This is a genomic window from Alteromonas sp. KUL150, assembly GCF_009811475.1.
Lineage (GTDB): Bacteria > Pseudomonadota > Gammaproteobacteria > Enterobacterales > Alteromonadaceae > Alteromonas > Alteromonas gracilis.
Window position 1 is genome coordinate 47,724 of the sequence record NZ_BLIJ01000027.1, and the last position, 17,493, is coordinate 65,216.

General features: G+C 45.9%; 11 protein-coding genes and 1 tRNA gene. 10 read left to right on the forward strand and 2 right to left on the reverse strand.

What is annotated here, in order from left to right; translation table 11 throughout:
- The first annotated feature begins 59 nt into the window (after nt 1-59).
- Genes GVO62_RS05150 through GVO62_RS05195 form a run of 10 tightly spaced genes read left to right on the forward strand, consistent with a single transcriptional unit; the run spans nt 60 to nt 15,828 of the window.
- Nucleotides 60-302: a hypothetical protein gene (locus tag GVO62_RS05150; RefSeq protein ID WP_236547074.1), complete on the forward strand. Its 243-nt coding sequence runs from the start codon at nt 60-62 to the stop codon at nt 300-302.
- Entirely contained in the window at nt 302-2,665 is a 2,364-nt protein-coding gene (locus GVO62_RS05155) for a tape measure protein (RefSeq protein WP_159118029.1), read from the forward strand. Before GVO62_RS05150 ends, GVO62_RS05155 begins: the two co-directional genes overlap by 1 nt.
- A complete protein-coding gene (locus tag GVO62_RS05160) occupies nt 2,662-3,273 on the forward strand; it encodes a hypothetical protein (RefSeq protein ID WP_159118030.1) in 612 nt (203 codons plus the stop codon). Before GVO62_RS05155 ends, GVO62_RS05160 begins: the two co-directional genes overlap by 4 nt.
- Nucleotides 3,270-3,911 (forward strand): hypothetical protein, encoded by a 642-nt coding sequence (locus GVO62_RS05165; protein ID WP_159118031.1) that lies wholly within the window; start codon nt 3,270-3,272, stop codon nt 3,909-3,911. The genes GVO62_RS05160 and GVO62_RS05165 overlap by 4 nt, the downstream gene beginning before the upstream one ends.
- On the forward strand, nt 3,908-4,324 hold the full coding sequence (locus GVO62_RS05170) for a DUF6950 family protein (protein WP_159118032.1): 417 nt from the start codon (nt 3,908-3,910) through the stop codon (nt 4,322-4,324). Before GVO62_RS05165 ends, GVO62_RS05170 begins: the two co-directional genes overlap by 4 nt.
- Nucleotides 4,312-7,668: a phage tail protein gene (locus GVO62_RS05175; protein WP_159118033.1), complete on the forward strand. Its 3,357-nt coding sequence runs from the start codon at nt 4,312-4,314 to the stop codon at nt 7,666-7,668. The genes GVO62_RS05170 and GVO62_RS05175 overlap by 13 nt, the downstream gene beginning before the upstream one ends.
- Nucleotides 7,665-9,095, forward strand: coding sequence for a hypothetical protein (locus tag GVO62_RS05180; protein ID WP_159118034.1), 1,431 nt, complete (start codon nt 7,665-7,667; stop codon nt 9,093-9,095). The genes GVO62_RS05175 and GVO62_RS05180 overlap by 4 nt, the downstream gene beginning before the upstream one ends.
- Entirely contained in the window at nt 9,088-11,988 is a 2,901-nt protein-coding gene (locus tag GVO62_RS05185; protein WP_159118035.1) for a hypothetical protein, read from the forward strand. The genes GVO62_RS05180 and GVO62_RS05185 overlap by 8 nt, the downstream gene beginning before the upstream one ends.
- An 11-nt stretch (nt 11,989-11,999) precedes the next feature.
- Nucleotides 12,000-15,554 (forward strand): PKD domain-containing protein, encoded by a 3,555-nt coding sequence (locus tag GVO62_RS05190; RefSeq protein WP_159118036.1) that lies wholly within the window; start codon nt 12,000-12,002, stop codon nt 15,552-15,554.
- 13 nt (nt 15,555-15,567) lie between these two features.
- Nucleotides 15,568-15,828, forward strand: a complete 261-nt coding sequence (locus GVO62_RS05195) for a hypothetical protein (RefSeq protein ID WP_159118037.1) — start codon at nt 15,568-15,570, stop codon at nt 15,826-15,828.
- A gap of 95 nt (nt 15,829-15,923) precedes the next feature.
- Here GVO62_RS05195 and GVO62_RS05200 read toward each other — a convergent pair.
- Both GVO62_RS05200 and nadA read right to left on the reverse strand, forming a co-directional pair.
- Nucleotides 15,924-16,013: transfer RNA gene (locus GVO62_RS05200), tRNA-Ser, on the reverse strand.
- A 122-nt stretch (nt 16,014-16,135) separates the two neighbouring features.
- Nucleotides 16,136-17,191, reverse strand: a complete 1,056-nt coding sequence (gene nadA / locus GVO62_RS05205; RefSeq protein WP_159118038.1) for a quinolinate synthase NadA — start codon at nt 17,189-17,191, stop codon at nt 16,136-16,138.
- Between the last annotated feature and the right edge of the window lie 302 nt (nt 17,192-17,493).

Consider the following 17,493-nt stretch of genomic DNA (forward strand, 5'->3'; position numbering starts at 1 on the left):
TTACTGAACAAATGCGAGAGCTTGGATTAGCAAGCCACGTTGGTGAGTTGAACAAAGTAATGCGCTCGGACGAACGTTATGAAGTTCTAGAGGAAAACTGGCCTATCGTCGAATGGTTCATTGAGACAGAAGACCTGTATTTGTGGAATCAAAATGTTTGCCTTGGCCTTGATGTTAAAGCCGTCCGCGATGATGCGTTTATGTCGGGTCGCGAATTTACGAGTCAACAATACAAAGGACTTCGAATAATGGGTCGAACCTTCGCGGAAGAAGTCACAAAAATTTGCACGACGAGTAAGTAATGAGTGAAATAGTAACTGGTATTCGACTAAGGGGAGACGCGAGTGGCTTAGTAAGTGAGACACAACGTGCTCGCACAGCTCAAGAAAAATTCACTAATACAACTCGCCAATCTGGCAATCAAGCCCAGCGAACAAGCGCCCAAGTTGCAGGTCTTTCTGCTGCAAAAGGTCAGCTTACTGCAAATATTCGGACAATGTTTTCACCTGTTAACCTTTTAACTGGAGGCATCGCAGGATTAATCGCTGCAATGGGAATTGGGGATGTCATCCGCTTCTCGGATGAAATGAAACGTCTTGATAACCAAGTGAGGTTGATAACTAAATCGGAAAAAGAAAGAGTTGCAGTTCAAAAGGACCTGCTGCAACTATCTAACAGAACATTTTCAGATATTGCTGCAACCACTGAGCTCTTTGCAAAAATGACGAGAGCCACAAAAGACTTAAACGTAAGCCAAAATCAATTGCTAGCAGTCACACGAGCGGTGAATCAGTCTTTTGTTATAAGTGGAGCATCAACTCAAGAGGCTGAGGGATCTACTCGGCAATTAGCTCAAGCATTGGCTTCAGGCGCTTTCAGAGGTGATGAGTTTAATAGTGTTGCCGAGCAAGCTCCACGACTTATGGAGGCGCTCTCCACGCAGTTAGGTGTTACAACTGGCGATTTAAGGGAGATGGCTGCAAATGGCGAGCTAACTAGTCAGAAACTCATTGCTGCATTGATTAACCAGTCTGACGCCATTAACGCTGAGTTTGGGAGAATGGCACCTACTGCCAGTCAAGCAATGACGGTTGTTTCAAACAACTTCAAGACACTGGTATCAGAAGTAAACCAAGCATCAAACGATTTTGGCGGACTAACCAATACAATTTCTGGCATTGGTGAAGCACTTGGAAGTTTAACCTCTATCGTAGCCAGCGGAGAGATGGTTGCCTATTTATCAGCTTATGCTGGTGCTTGGTCGGGCTGGGCAGATTCTGTTTTTGATTCAATTGACTTGGCTATAGGTGCAGTTAATCAATTCCCACTACAAGTTTTAGCAGCAAAAGCGATCACTGAAGAAACGCTTGGGTTGCTTGCTGATGCATTTAAGTATTTCCCTCAGAACATTAAAGGAATGGTTCAGATACTAACTGTCGAGTTAGCCAATCTGGAAAGAGTAGCCAAAACTTACGCTGGCCTATTTAGAGACACGGTTTTATTAGAGTTACAGCGACTTATAAAAAAGGCTGGCGCATATGCGAGCGAGCTAGTGGATGTACTTAATCCATTTGACGGAGACGCGTTTGATTTGAGCGGAGAACTCTCCAGCATTGATGGTGCTTATGACAAGGTAACCGAAAAAGCGAAAGCAAACGCAAATGCGCGGATTGCTGCTTCAAACCAAGCACGTGACCATGTTCTACAGGATATTTTTGCAGAACGAGATGGCGCAATTTCCGCAATGAATGAACAGCTGGCAGCTGCAAAGTCTCTTGCTGAGTTCAGACTTCAAAGACCTGCAGCCAACGATAACAGCTTTAGTGCTCCAGAACCTTTCGTTCCTGAAGAGAGAACCTCAACGCCTGAAGAGCAAAACAGTGAGTATGAAAAGCTTAGGCTTAAGTTCGCTACTCGTGAGGAAGCACTTCGTATCAACGCGCAGAATGAAATGGCGATCATAGCCGCAGCGATGGAACAAAAGAAGATTACTGAACAACAAGGGTTGGATTTAATTTTCGCGGCACGTAAAAAGCACCTCAGCCAAGTACAGGCGCTAGAAGCCCAAAAATCAAACTTAATATTAGGTAGTTCTGCACAAATATTTGACGGCCTTGCAAGTCTCGCAGGTTCATTCGCGGGAGAGCAATCAAAAGCCTACAAAGTTCTTTTTGCCATTAGTAAAGGTTTTGCCATCGCGCAAGGTGTTATGAATTTATCTACCGCGATAAGTAACGCAATGGCTTTGCCATTTCCTGCCAACCTACCAGCTATGGCCAGCGCAGCAGCTACGGGGGCCAGCCTGATTGCAAATATTAAAGGTGTGACGCTTCAAGGACAGGCCCACGGTGGGCTAGACAAGAATGTGAGAGAGGGAACCTGGTGGCTTAGAAACGACGAGATGGTACTCAACCCTCAACAGCGTCGAAGCTTTGAAAGCATGGTTGCCTCTAACGACTCGCGAGCTTCTGTAGGGGGAAGCGCTGCTTCACGAATAATCCATATTACTAACCACATAGACGCAACAAATGCGGTACCAGGCATGGAAGAAAAAATACGCGAGAGCGTGGAAATGGCGCAGCTGCAGTGGCAAGCCCAGCTGCGAGAAGACTTTTCTAATGGTGGCGAGTTATCGCAAAGCTTAAGTGGGACGATGGCCGCATGAATGAGATTTTTGATTTTCCTCAACTTCCCGTTAGCCGTTGCCTGTTCGTTCCTCAGTTCAATACCAAAATGAACAGGAGCTCATTTAATGGATTTGAACATATTGTCGAGAACCCAGGCGAACGATGGATTGTTTCCTACAAATTTTCAGTGCTGACATTTGAAGAATGCAAGGTGCTGAAGGCGCACTTAGCTCACTTGCGCGGCCCTGTTAATAAAACCCGTTTGTACGACACAACCTTTAACCAACAAAGCGGATTGTGGGCAGGCGTTCCTAGAGTAAATGGTGCAGGCCAGTACGGCATGATGTTAAACGCCGATGGGTTTGTACCAAACCTTTTGGTCGCGAGTGCAATGGACCGCTGTGTGATTGGCGAGCAGCTGCTTGAGATTAGACAAGACTGCTATGCCGATGAGTTTGGTCGCACCACGCTTTACTTTACGAACGAATTACGCGAGCCCGCCACAGACAACAGCATTATTCAAAGCGATGTTTCTGCGCTTAAAACCATCGCGCGATGGATTAAACCAGAACAAATACAGCAGCTGTCTGGCAACCGCCGTTTGTACCGCAATATTACGCTTGATTTTGAAGAGGCATTCACATGATTGAGAGCGCAATTTCACCCACGATGTTAGAAGCCGCAAAGGCAAGCCCGTCACGCTTGCTCGCCTTTGCAGAATTAAACTTTAAGTCTGGCTGGGTACGAGTTCACACAGGTGTGGGCACCCGCGTTTATAACGGGCAGACCTATCTAGGCATAGGTGAGCTTGGCAGCATTGGCAGAGTTAGAGAGAACGCGAGCCAAAGTGGCAACAGAACCACGCTTTCACTGCTTGTGCGCGACCCATCGTTACTCAGTGAGGTCATGAACTTAGACCCCAACGGTCGCGAGTGTTTCATCCATCTAGTCGCGTTCGATGAGAACCGCCAAATAACAGAAGGCGCTGATTATTTTATCGATGCAGAAATGGTTGACCTAAAAGTTATTACAGGTAAACGCGCCGCGAACAAACCTGCGGTTATCAAAATCACTATTAACGACTGGTTCGAGCGATGGGCTCAACCTGTCGAAGTGGTAAAAACCACCGATGCAGCGCAGCAAGAACTTCACCCGGGAGACCGATTTTTTGACCTTGTAGAAGTGATCGCAGGCTCCCCTCTTTCCAGCCTTCCAGTTAAGACAAATTACGGCGGTGGCGGTAGACGTTCAACGCGCGGTAGAAGCGGAGCCCACCAACGATGAGAAACAAAAATTGGCCAGAAGCGCTTGTCACTTACCTGCAAGAGAATTTAGACACCCCGTTTGAGTGGGGCACGTTTGATTGCTGCTTGTTCGCTGCAAATGCTGTTCACGCGATGACAGGGAAAGATTTTGCAGAGCCGTTTAGAGGTAAATACACCACCGAAAAAGGGGCAGCCAAGGCATTAATTAAATATGGTCATGGCGATATTAAAAGTACGTTAAATGCCATATTTGGTCCGCTTAAACCCCGTTTAAACGCAGGTCGCGGTGACTTGGTACTTGTTGAAACCGACACGGGTGATGCCTTAGGGGTTGTTGCTAGCGGCAAAATTTGGGTGGCGACATTAAATGGCCTTGCCACTATGCCATTGAATCGCGCATTAGGTTGTTGGAGTGTGCCATGCCACCAGTAGCTGTCGGTGTTGCATTAGGGGTAGGCGCCGCAGCAGTAGGCGCTTCGGTTACGGTTTTAGGTGTTGGTCTTTCAGCTGCACTAAGTGCAGTAGCAATTGGCGTTGGCGGAGCTGCAGTAACGCATTTTCTGGGAGATGCCCTTACACCCGACATGGGCGATTATGCATCTGACCCTGCCGCTGACCAGTCGTTAAACACTAATGCTAACGATGTAAGAAAAATAGTGTATGGCGAGGCGCTAGTAGGCGGCAAAATCGTCGGCTATGCCAAGCCCACTATCGGTGGTGATGACTACCACATAATGGTGCTTCACCTTATTGGCCATCCGTGTGAGAGCGTAGATATTTATGAAATAGAGGGGAAAACCAAGAGTGAGCTTTCAGGTTTAGTTTCCAGCCGAATCTATTTAGGCGACCAAACCACAGTGTGCCCACTTGCTAACCAATATATCAGTGGGTGGACATCGGAACATATAGGCGTAAACCAAACCTATGTGACGTTAAAAATTAAAGTTGATGATGAAGCGTTCCCGAGCGGGCTAAACGAAATTAAATTCGTTGTTCGTGGCCACAAGGTTTACGACCCCAGAAAAGACACGACGCAAGGTGGTGATGGTGAGCAGCGTTTCGATGATGAATCAACATGGGAGTGGTCAAGCAACCCAGCGCTATGTAGTTACGACTGCTTACGCCGTTACGGCGCAAAGCCCGTTCCTCGTCGACGCCTTCCTATGGACTTTATTGCTGTTACCGCCAACTACTGCGATGAACAGGCTATCTATAGAGACGCAGAGGGCAATGAGCAAACAGGAACGCGCTTTGAGGTAAATGGCGTTTTAAATAACGGCATGCGTCAGCAAGACATGCTTAACCAAATTATGGCGTGCATGGGAGGCAAACCCTATCGTGTAGGTGGTGTCGTCTACTTTAAGCCCGCTATGTATGCTGGCCCAGCAACAATAGTCATTGACGTAGATAACGACTCAATGACGTTTCCAGAGTACCGTCCTCATCGCCCTTACAAAGAAAAAATTAACACGGTCAAAACCGAGTTTGTTAGCCCAAATCACAAGTGGCAAATGACCAATGCCCCTGTGGTAAAGAGCGCCGAGTACCGCGAAAACGACGGTGCTTACTTAGAGTCAAACCTGCGCTTCACGCTAATAACCCGCGACCATCAAGCGCAGCGAATAGGCAAACTGGCAATGGAGCGTAGCCGCGCGGGTTTTATGGCTACACACATTGTCCCGGGTGTTAGGCTAGATATCATTCCTGGTACATGTATAAAGTTTGTTGATGTCGAAACAGGCGTGAGTAAAGAATTTACCGTTGAAGACAGAGACTTTGATACTGAAAAACATCAGACCAAACTGCAGCTAATAGAAGATGGCCCGCAGATTTACCCTGACAGCTTTGAAGCTGCTGAAGGCGACTTGACGCCAAACACATCTTTGCCAGATGCTACCGTTGTCCAGGCTCCTGAAAATTTACAGTGGACAACCACCCCAAATGACAGCTGGCGACAAGGTGTTTTAACGTGGGACCATCCATCGCCGGCTAACGTGATCAGCTATGTTGTTTCAGTCAGCAACAAAGACAGCCAAACACCCGAGACTCAACTAACATTTACGCCTGCAAACAAAGCTCAGAGCTTAGCGCACTTGCCTGTTGGAGATTATACCGTAGCAGTATCTGCACGAAACCGATTTAGAACCAGTCCAGGCATCGGACGAGACATTACTATTGGCGTGCCGTCAACGCCCACGCAAGGTGTGGTAGTAAATGTGTTGCCTGGTCGCATTGTGATTAACGGCCCTACTCTTCCCCATAACAACGCAACATATGAATGGAAGTACTCCTATGATGGCGATGAGCAGGAACATTTCGATAGCGCCATTTATATGGGTAAAGGCGACACCGTCACTATTACAAACACCCCACACGACGGCATTATCTATGTTTGGTATCGGCTTGTTGATGGCGACCAAGTAGACCCGAATTGGCTAAGCTTCAGTGTTGCCGATTTGATAGGTACCACGTTCGACAGAGTAGACCCTGAAATCATATCTCGCATTCAGTGGCCTGGCTTACCAGCAGCACTGGGTGATCATATCGATGCTATCACCAATGATGTGGCATATTGGAGCACGCAAACCAGCGAACAAGGTGACGACTATCAGCAGCTAATCTACAACCTAACCGAAGCAGTAAGCGCGAATCAGATAAACAGCACCAAAATTCTCGGGCTACAGCAAAAAGTGGGTAATACGAGTGTTGCTGCCCAGTTCACAGAATTCCAACAGGTGAACATCGGCTACGAAGACGAGAATGGCGATTGGATAGTCGGTGCGCCCCTTGTTCGTGCATTCGACGAAGTAAAGGTCGTGAACAAAGATGGACAAGAACTCTCAGTCATCAACTTCATGCAAGCACTTGAAAACCAGATTGGTGAGCTAGGCGGCACCTATTATCTAGGCGTTGTTGATGAGAACGAAAACTTCACAGGCTTGAGCATTCAAGGAGGAAATGGAGATAGCGACATTCTGCTTTATATGGACAATCTTCGCTTTGCCAGTACCGCAGGTGAAGTGTTTTTCTGGTTAAACACAATAAGTGGGCGACTTGAGATAGGTGCTCATGCCGAATTCAAAGGCACTATGCGTGCAGCAAGAAAAATTACGGTTTTACCTAACGTGATGGAGGTTGAAGACCCATCTGGCTTTGGACCTGACAATTTATGGATATGGAAAGGGGGGCCAATTTTGGATGCGCAAGGAGAGCCAGATTATGATGCACTAACAAAACAGAACGCCTCTCTAGGCTGGAGAGATCTGAACGGAAACGAATACTTCGGGGGTTCTGTTACCACAGGGCAGCTCATAAATGGCGGCGACTCCACGCTTCTCACCGTAAACCCATCTGTTGTAGTTGGGCCATTCACAACGAATGGCAACCCGAAACAAGTAAGCTACGGAATTTCATGGACTGGTACCAGTGATAGTGACGGTTATTGTCCTACTGATGAAAGCTTTATTCCTCGATGCACTTTAACACTTGAGCGCGCTCTAGACGGAGGCGCATGGACGCAAATCCAAAGTCATCAGGTCGAAGGTGAAATTCTTTACACAGAACTTAATGAGCCTGAACTAACCAATGACCCCAGTGGTCGTGTATGTAGAAGATTTGAGTCAACTCGCGGTTCTTTTACTTACACAGACACTAATACATCCCAAGCAAACTTCACCTACCGCTTACGAGTAACTGAGCAATATAGGTACCACGTCACTCAGTTTATAAACAGTCAAAACCTAAACCTTATCAGCGTAGAGGAACGTCCATCATGAGCGCTGTGAGAGAATTTGCTAGCGTCAGCATAAGTGACAACAGCAACCAAATCCAAATTAACTCTAATGATTCGAACTTTTCAGTTGTGCCGGGGAGCGTAATTTTTATCGCTGGTGATCGCCCACGGTTGGTAACTAGTGGGGACACTACGAACAGAACATTAACTCTAGCAATTGCGTATAGCGGAAACGATATCGTAGAGAAAAGCGCAACACTTATACCGCTTGGTCAGAACAGTGCTCTATTGGACGCTATTACTTCACTAACCCAAGCGCAGAACGGACTAGCCGAAGCATACGGCGAAGGCCCTGGTACCGTAGGTGAAATTAGTTTTTCAATGATTGTCGACCCACCACAAACCGCTACGCAGTGGCCCACTTGGACTCAAGTGCAAGGTGACATAACCGAAGTGTTGCCAGAACCGGCGACGCGTTGGCCTGCCTTTTCTGAAGTAACTGGCACAATCGACAAAGAACAGTTACCCGAAGCAGTAAGGCAGGATAAGAAATCGTTGGCGACTAGCCCGCCAATTCGGTTAATTCAAAGCCTGAATCACATTTTAAATGATTACCCTACTATAAAAAAAGTTGATGCCCGCCCAACAGAATCACCAAATAACAAGCGTCTAATTCGCTTTGATGATGTGAGAACCGAGGTCCATATTGCATTGACGGATAGGTGGTTCACTATTCCAACGACAATCTCTAGTCGAGCGTTTCCAATATTCTATCGAGGTTTAATTCTTCGTTTTAATAATAGTGCCGCCTATACAGGTAATATAAAAATGCGCGTTTATCCAATGGGGACGGGAGGTTCAGGCCTACCGAATAACCCGTCTTTGGCGGACCATCAGTGGCATGAGTATGAAACGACGGTAACGGACTTATACAAAATTGGTGAGTTTAATAGTCAGTACTTCGAGGGGATTATTGAATACATCGAGTTAGATACTGGCTGGCATCAGTTCGATGTTAACCAGTCTGATGTTGGCTCTCTGAACGCTAAGTTCGATGTTGCATTTGGTACCTTTCGCTCCCCGTTTAGGACTTTCTATCAAAAGGTTGATGGTTACTGGTATAGCGAAGATATGACGCCCTCTGTCCCCAATCAAATCGGACCGAGCTGGGCACAAGACGCACAAAACCCGCGAGTTTTCACCGTAACGGATGCTGAAGACGGTAACGACGCATTACGTTTCTTCGATGATTCTTTTGATGATTTTGAATTTGAGCTTGTCATTATCGCGGAATACCTCAGCAACACCCTTGCCTTAACGGTTTCAAACCGTGATCCCAACAAAATGTACTACGCAGGGTCCGGCCGCTTTATTACCGACGAACGTATTTTTTTCAAACGCGCTGGTACTCGGGTCACAGGCGCTATCACAGTAGAGTCGATTAAAATGAGAATCCCCCATTATGGATAGACTTTTCGATATTAATTTAACCAAGGCGAATGGTTGGACTGATGGGCAAGAATGGGCCGAATGTAATCCGGCCCAAGAACTAGAGTCTATCTACAAGCGAATTTTTAGCGATAGTTCTGAAGATAATCCTACATACAGGCTTGACCCTGGGGATAATTTCTTTATAGGCGCTCACCCGAATACGGTTCGAGACTGGACACCTAGAACCCTGCCTTGGAATTTCGATGTTAATAAGGGGCGAGACGGTAACCCGTTATCTTTTTACTTTGGGTTGCAAGCGGGGTCGCGGGATATTGATACGAACCTAGAAAATCACAGCCCGTGGATTCAAAACGTCAGTGGTGACTTGATAATTCTTAGCGTGGATTACCACCGATTTTTTGGCGTAAAGCTTAAAGACTCTGACCCTTTTATAAAATTGGCTTCTGATAACCGAGGTGGAGAAGTACACGGCGCGATATTGAGTAACGCTGGCCTCATAGACACACAAGGCTATGCAATGTTCGATTGGATTTTAAGAAAGCTCACGTTCATAAACACAATATTCAAAGTGTTGGATATCCCTATTGGTTCCAGAAATGTATCAACTCAAGACTTCGATATTACGGGTACCGGAGATATCGGTATGGTGATACGGGCTGGTCACTCGAACATGGAAGTTATCGGTGGAACGATCACTAACGATAATCACCAGTTCAGCGAGACTGAAACTCTGTACTACGGTTTGGAGTTGGAGCAAGGGGGAAAGGCGATTGTAAGAGAGGTTCACACCTCAGGATTCAGTGGAAATGGTTTTAGATTCGACTGTGAAGTTGACGCGAAAAACCTATCCTCTACTCGGGATGGGGCAGGGCTAGAGTTTTTTGAACTTGCGGAAGCTAGGGATTGCATGGTCAGTTGGACTAGACAACTCTCGGGAGATAGCTTTGCCTATTACTTACACAAAGGTGGAGTGCTAAATAACTGTGGTTGTAATTTGGAGGAAGTCGGGGGTTTAGGCGTAATAGTTATTGGTCCTAACGCAACAGTAACCATTAATGGGGGGGATTACCGAGCTCACTTACCGCTACCTTTCTTATCGGCCCAAGGCCCATGTACCGTCATTCTGAATAATGTCACACTGAATGGTGTTTTATATTACGAAACGGTAGAACTTTTAGAGGGTGAGAGCTGGCGCGGGGAAAAAGCCACGGTAACAATGGACCCTATTCCAGTCTATGCGAACAAGACCCTCTATCTTCCATTCATGCACATCCCTCAACTGAATGATGCCATAGCCGTACAAGGGACAGAGAGACCTTTTCAGAGCGTTATTATTCTCCCAAGTGGTGCTCGAGTGCTACCAACTGTCAATGGTTCAGTGCGGTATATGCCCGCTGAAGCATGGTTGCATTTAGACCCTGGCGAAACAGCTATTGATTACTTCAGGTATTCAACAGAAACCCTTATATATATGCACCAGTTCACGATTCACCCTTCACCGGAAGTTGGCGCTAAAGTCGTCCAACCTGAAGGGTTCTCAGGTTCGGGGTGGTCTAAGAGTGGAGCGAATTATTATTCTAACGGCACAAGCAACCCACTGACCGCGAACTACGCATTTGAAGAGGGTGAGGTATATCAAATCTCCCTAAAACTAGTGGAAAAGGTTAGTGGTTCAGTTACACCAAAAATTGGTAGCGCTGTAGGACAATATAGCCACAACATTGAGGGTACGGAAGTCTGGTTAATTAGAGCGCCCGCGAACGCGACTCAGATTCAGATCACCGCTAGTGGATATAAAGGCAACGTCCAGAATATTTATGTTCGTAAATTACTTCGTAGTGAAACTCCGGCAGTACCAACCCTAAGTGCAAATGTAAGTGGGTCTACCGTAGATTTGGATTGGCGTATTATCCCTGCGAGGCGCTTAAGGGACACATTCACTGCGGACGTCCACATTCAAAACCAAGAAATGGCTATGAATGTGCAGGACGGTTATAGAAAATCCAGCAGCGAGGGGCTTAGCTTTCTCTTTGAAAATGTATCTGTCCAAAATCGCAGAAACGGTATAACCCTTAAAGGAGCGGAGTCTTTTGAAGTAGACGGTATGGATTTTAAGGGCGGGTACACGGGCCAATATGATACTTGGCAAGTAGCTATTGTTGGTGACCTCTATGGACCCTTTGTTAAAAACCAGCAGCTTTGCAATATAACCGCAGACCTCTACCTTGATTCCAACTATGGTAATTACAACTCACAGTTTGGTAACTCCGATATTATTGTTATCAATAGCTCTAACTGGGATGAGGATAGTTTCTTATACAGTGCTCACATCTATAACTTAGATGGGAAGAATGGCTCAGACTCTATAACAGATCTTAAGAAACGTACTGAAATGACCTATAGCCGTTTGGAAGGGGCTTGTAAGATAACCCGTACACACAAACACGGTTGCGTCACGCTGGCTAATAACGAATATATACAAGGCTATGGTACCCGAGAAGTCTTCTCTGTAAGTGACAGTGCCGCGTATTTCGAAATTTGGAACTGCGTGGTAGATGGTGTTCGTTGCGTTTCTGTCCCTCAGATGAACGCGCAGAAAAAAGATGCTAGTTACCATTTCGAGGGCCGTGGCCTATTAGGTGGTCATCACAATTCAATTACCGTTCTAAAAACTTACCCTACGCTCGATGACCTAAACCGCGCAGTTATGACCGATATGGAGTTTGAAGTCTCTAGCGATGGAGGTTCAAGCTGGTCACCTTTGGCCGTTCCTAACGTTGGACTTCCTGGCGTTGTAGGGTGTTTCAAACGTTCACTTTCTTTTACCTCAGGCACACACAAGATCAGATGCCGTTGTCTCAACGGTGCGCTAAAAGGCACATGGTCTAATACTATTTCAATTACTGTATAGAGAGACAAATAATGAGCATTAACACATTCAATTACGCAAATGGGGCCGCACTTGGCGTTATTCCAAACTCTGAAGTTTGGACCGGAGATTTTGAGATTGCGAATAAGACGTTGAAAACTGTTTCTAGTGTGGCGAACAGTCGAATAGTTTGGCCAAGTCTCGCGGATGGCGTTTTTCAGCAAACCTTCACCAGAACGAATACCGATTCTGGATATGTAGGTATTGTATTTCGTGGTGTAGATAGTCAAAACTACTGGGCGTTAATTATAACGGTTTCTAATGGTAGAACTAGGCTTGTAAAGTATACAAACGGTTCCGGTGATATTGTCTATGAAAGAACATTAAGCGGTATCACCAATACGGTCGAACTAAAAGTTAGAGCCATTGATGATACTATCATCGCCTATGTAAACGGTATTCGATTCAAAACTGAAGTGGATACCACATATCAGGATGCTACATTAGCGGGTACTCGATTAGATAGTGCTGGTTTCTATGTTGACAATGCACTAACCCCCGACACCCCAATAATTCGTTACCCTGAAAAGGCTATGGCCGTAACAAAGCTCGGGGTTCTTTACAATAATCACAGCCTATTGGCTACCGCAGACGCGACAGAAGAATTTTGGCCGCACCCTTTTGAAACGTCTAGAATTACGGATTGGCCTAGCTCACGCTACCCTCTAATAATTTATTCCTCGACAGACCATGCAACAGGTAAGGGTGGGATATTTGCGCGTGTTTGGGATAGTGACGTGGGCCCGGTCACAGACGCAAGCGCGTGGCTCGAGTGGAACCAAATATCAAGTCGAGCTGAGTTCAACCATATTACTCAGAAAAACGAACCGATTTACCAAGACCCTAGCCACGACCAAGCGGAGACTCCAACGGTAGATATGCTGAATGGTGTACTACATATGTACTACCACACGACTACCCAGAGCAATCCTAATAACGAGTACCCTGTTGCGGTACAAAACACGCACTCAGCTACGTCAACGAACGGCATTGATTTTACACTTTCTCAGCGCTCAGTTGTAACGTACAACCCGAAGTATGAACAAGGTGATGGGCACACGGGTTATCTCAATATAACCGTCAACCCTATGCCAAACATCCCATTCCAATATCTGGCAAACACAACTCACGGTGGGGGTGATTTAGGTAGATCGCCCGGGCAAGCTATTTGGGGTACTGACGACCTTGTTAACTTTGAGCGCATAAAAGTTTGGGGTCGTTTCCAAGGTGAAATGAGCGATTTCCACGATTCGGCATCTGGCGTAGATGAATGGATTTGGATTCTCTGGGATGTGGGATCTATTAAGCAAGCTGGCAATTACTGGCGCATGATAGTAGTAATTCGCCCTGATGTTGTGAGTGGCGGGGCGGACAACTATTCACGGCCCGTAGAAGTTCTAGTTGACGATGAGTTTAATATTGTCGCAATACCTAACAAGTTTATCGAGTTGGGCGCTTCAGGGTCTTACGACGAATTAGAGATTCATCACTTTAAAGAAATGCCATATACCGGCCCTAATGGTGAGCGTTATGGTGTGTATAAAGGCTTGGCCCAAGGCTCGGTTACGGCTTGCGGCATCTGTGAAATTACCGAAATCGACCATGAATGGCATATCTTGCAACCACATTCTGAACGCACAGTCATCCACTCTTACAATCAGCTTGCTGATTTTACAATGGATACCACGGCATCTCTTGTCGATGGTATGATTCAGCAAACAATTCCTGCTTCAAGCGCAGCGAAATGGACGGGTGACACTATCACGTTAGCTGACCACGATATGATAGATATTGTCTTTAAGCGCCATGGTAAAAACGGACCCGAGGATATTACCGGTAGTGTTGGTTTATTTGACAATATAGATAATCCTCAAACGCAAATATCATTGTGGTGGCCAGATTCTTCAGCCGCTTCAACTAGAATGTTGATGCAAGTGAAGGAAAATGGTGGGACGCTATCTGAGGAATGGACTCGGAAGGTAATCGGTATCATCGGCCGAGGTGACTTAAATAATAATGAAGAAACTGTTCGTTCGGCCCATACTTACGGGTTACGTATTATTCCTAAGGAACGGGCAGTATATGTTCTTGATGGTGTCTCGCGAACTACAAAACACTATATTTTTGAAGCGGATTTAAACGCGCCTTTAACTCTTGGCTATAAGTTTACAAACCCCTCTGTAAATGACGACTCAATGAGAATTGAAGGTGTTGATGTAGTTACTTACTCAAGTTCCCTCGTTCAAACCAACACCAAACCTACCGCTACAATTACAGGGACCGAAATAGACTATGCCCCTAACTCTACGGTCCCCTTGGTCTGTGAAGCTAATGACCCAGACGGGGATACGCTAACCTATCTTTGGGAACAACTTTCTAATGGTGCACCAACCATTACGATAGCCGATCCTAATTCAGCAAGTACAAGCTTTCTTGCAGAAGCTGAGGATGCAAATATAGCTGTTCGTTGTACGGTAAGTGATGGAACCGACTCGGTAATTGCGAACGGTACCTTTTATATTACGCAAGGTAGTAATGCAGCACCTACCGCTAACATTGTTGCATCAAAAACAACGGTAGCAGCAGGTGAAACTTTTACTCTTGATGGCACATCCTCTTCAGACTCTGATGGAACAGTAAGTAGTTATTTATGGGAGCAGGCAGATAATGGTGTTGAATCTGTTTCGATAGCTACACCAACCAGCGCGTCAACGAACGTGACTGCTTTTAGTAGTAGCGTGCAGCAAACCGTAAAGCTTCGGTTAACCGTCACAGATGAAGATGGTGCAGTAGGTAGTAGAGAGATTGACATTGTAGTTGAGGCCGTAGCCAATCAATCACCAATTGCCAATGCTGGTGCTGATCTATCAGTGGATGCTGGCGTCGAATTTTTATTGGACGGCACCAATTCGCAAGACGTGGACGGCACCATTGTCGAGTGGCGTTGGACTCAAACGTCGGGTGACATCGTCACGCTCAACCTAGAAGAACCATCAAAGCCTCGTGCTGTATCACCCAGTAAAATAGCCTCACAGGTTCTAACATTCGAGTTAGTGACTGTAGATGATGATGGCGCTGAAAGCTCCCCCACCTTTGTAAACGTGAATGTTGCTGCAGTAGTTCAAAATAATGTTTTGAACATTATCGATAAGATATCGTTCACATTCGAGTTTGATGGTCTTTTAACAGCCTTTCCAGGGCGCGCCAATAGAGAAACATTCCGCCTCAAGCCAAGCAACCCTTCTGGTTTAGTTCTAGAAGATGGATACTTCGATTTTAGTGAAAACGATGTAACTAGGGTGGAAATATCTGTTCTCGATACAACAGGAGTAAAAATCATATCGACTGATTCAGATTCGATCATTGTAGAAAGAAGCAAGTTGCATGCGAGGATGGGTGACATACCTGTTAAATCATCAACCAAAGAGTTTGAGCCAACAATATCTGTCTTCGTTGGAGCGGATAGTCGTGGGGTAGTTATGACGGCACCAGGCTTGTCTGGTGGACCGAAAGTTAGATACTACGCAACAACGGCAAGAACTGTTTAAAAAAGGTTTAAAAATGCCTTATACAGTCGACACGTTTAATCAAGTTCAAGTTGAAGAATTCATAACAGGGTGGATTCTTCGGCTAACCTTTCCTGAAGGTACTTTCAAGTTTTATGCACACTCACATGGTGAAAACGATGTTGTTATTTATATAGGGCATGGGATAGTCACAATGGATATGAAACGAGCCATCAGAGAGTGGGCAAGTAAGAGAGGTATAAAACGCATCAATTGGGGTAGAGAAAAACAGATAAATAAGGCCGCTAAAGTCTAAAAGTGTCGCCAAACTACTCCGCGCCATTCGCCAAACTTCGTCGGCGGCTACACGGTAGACACAAAAAAACCGGCGTAAAGCCGGTTCTTTGTATTTGGCGGAGAGAGAGGGATTCGAACCCTCGTTAGGTTTAACCCTAAACACACTTTCCAGGCGTGCGCCTTCAGCCACTCAGCCACCTCTCCAAATTTTTTTTCAAGAAGATTTCGACTACGAAAATCCTTGAGCGCGCGTATAGTAGGTAAAGCCGCGCGCTTAATCAAGAACTTGCTGGAAATTATTCAACAAGTGCTTATAAAACGTGCGTTTACAGCCCACCTTTCGCTTTTAACTCAGCTGAAAAGTTAAGCATTCGATCTAGCGGAATAAGTGCCCCTTTGCGTAACTCATCATCAACAAAGATTTCATGACCGTCACCCTCACCTGTTAAAGACGCCTTAATCGCCTCTAAGCCGTTCATCGCCATCCACGGGCAGTGAGCACAGCTTTTGCACGTAGCGCCGTTACCGCCCGTTGGAGCCTCTATAAACGTCTTCTCTGGCGTAAGTTGTTGCATCTTGTAGAAGATCCCTTTATCGGTAGCGACGATAAAGGTGTCGTTATTCATGGTTTGCGATGCTTTAATAAGCTGGCTGGTTGAGCCAACCGCATCGGCCATGTCTACTACGCTCGCCGGAGATTCAGGATGAACTAGAACCGCAGCATTTGGATACAAGGCCTTCATGTCTGCAAGTTTCTGTGCAGAGAATTCATCGTGAACGATACACTCGCCCTGCCACATTAGCATGTCGGCGCCGGTTTGCTTTGCGATGTAAGAACCTAGGTGCCTGTCTGGACCCCAAATGATCTTCTTGCCCTGGCTGTCTAAGTGCTCAACAATTTCCAACGCTATGCTTGACGTTACTACCCAATCAGCGCGAGCTTTCACCGCTGCTGATGTATTCGCGTAAACCACAACAGTGTGATCAGGATGCTGGTCACAGAATTCGCTGAACTCTTTCACTGGGCAACCAATATCAAGGGAACAGGTCGCTTCAAGTGTAGGCATTAGCACGGTCTTTTCCGGGCTAAGAATCTTTGCTGTTTCGCCCATAAAGCGAACGCCAGCAACAATTAACGTTTGCTCTTCTACATCTCTACCAAAGCGCGCCATTTCCAACGAGTCAGCCACACAGCCGCCAGTCTCTTCAGCGAGAGCCTGAATTTCATGGTCTGTGTAATAGTGTGCGACAAGCACCGCGTTACGGGCCTTAAGCAAGGCTTTGATCTCTGCCTTTAACTCAGCTTTACGTGCTTCTGATAATGGCTGTGGTTTTGCTGGGAACGGGTACTCTACCTGATCCACTCGAAATGCTACTGACATTAACCTACATCTCTGTTGCGACAAGGGTGCGGATTATACCCAACTGTCATAAAAATTACATACTACCTATTCAACATAAGCGTAATTAAATAGTCGTAGATGTGCTTATCTGTTCTACTACATGGGGTTGAGCAAACCAGATCAAAGTGCAAATGAGATAAGTAACGTCTTGAAACACAAACAGTGTTTAGATTTTGAGTTGGGTTCGGGTATTTATGTCGTTGATGCTGGGAATTTATACTTACAACGATTTTAGGAAGAAGCCTAAATTCAATGCTGAATACGTACGATATAAGACTTGA

Coding starts and splice junctions, on each gene's coding strand:
- GVO62_RS05160 (WP_159118030.1), top strand. CDS start 2,662: ATGAATGAGATTTTTGATTTTCCTCAACTTCCCGTTAGCCGTTGCCTG.
- GVO62_RS05175 (WP_159118033.1), top strand. CDS start 4,312: ATGCCACCAGTAGCTGTCGGTGTTGCATTAGGGGTAGGCGCCGCAGCA.
- GVO62_RS05190 (WP_159118036.1), top strand. CDS start 12,000: ATGAGCATTAACACATTCAATTACGCAAATGGGGCCGCACTTGGCGTT.
- GVO62_RS05165 (WP_159118031.1), top strand. CDS start 3,270: ATGATTGAGAGCGCAATTTCACCCACGATGTTAGAAGCCGCAAAGGCA.
- GVO62_RS05185 (WP_159118035.1), top strand. CDS start 9,088: ATGGATAGACTTTTCGATATTAATTTAACCAAGGCGAATGGTTGGACT.
- GVO62_RS05180 (WP_159118034.1), top strand. CDS start 7,665: ATGAGCGCTGTGAGAGAATTTGCTAGCGTCAGCATAAGTGACAACAGC.
- GVO62_RS05155 (WP_159118029.1), top strand. CDS start 302: ATGAGTGAAATAGTAACTGGTATTCGACTAAGGGGAGACGCGAGTGGC.
- GVO62_RS05195 (WP_159118037.1), top strand. CDS start 15,568: ATGCCTTATACAGTCGACACGTTTAATCAAGTTCAAGTTGAAGAATTC.
- nadA (WP_159118038.1), bottom strand. CDS start 17,191: ATGTCAGTAGCATTTCGAGTGGATCAGGTAGAGTACCCGTTCCCAGCA.
- GVO62_RS05170 (WP_159118032.1), top strand. CDS start 3,908: ATGAGAAACAAAAATTGGCCAGAAGCGCTTGTCACTTACCTGCAAGAG.
- GVO62_RS05150 (WP_236547074.1), top strand. CDS start 60: ATGCGCTCGGACGAACGTTATGAAGTTCTAGAGGAAAACTGGCCTATC.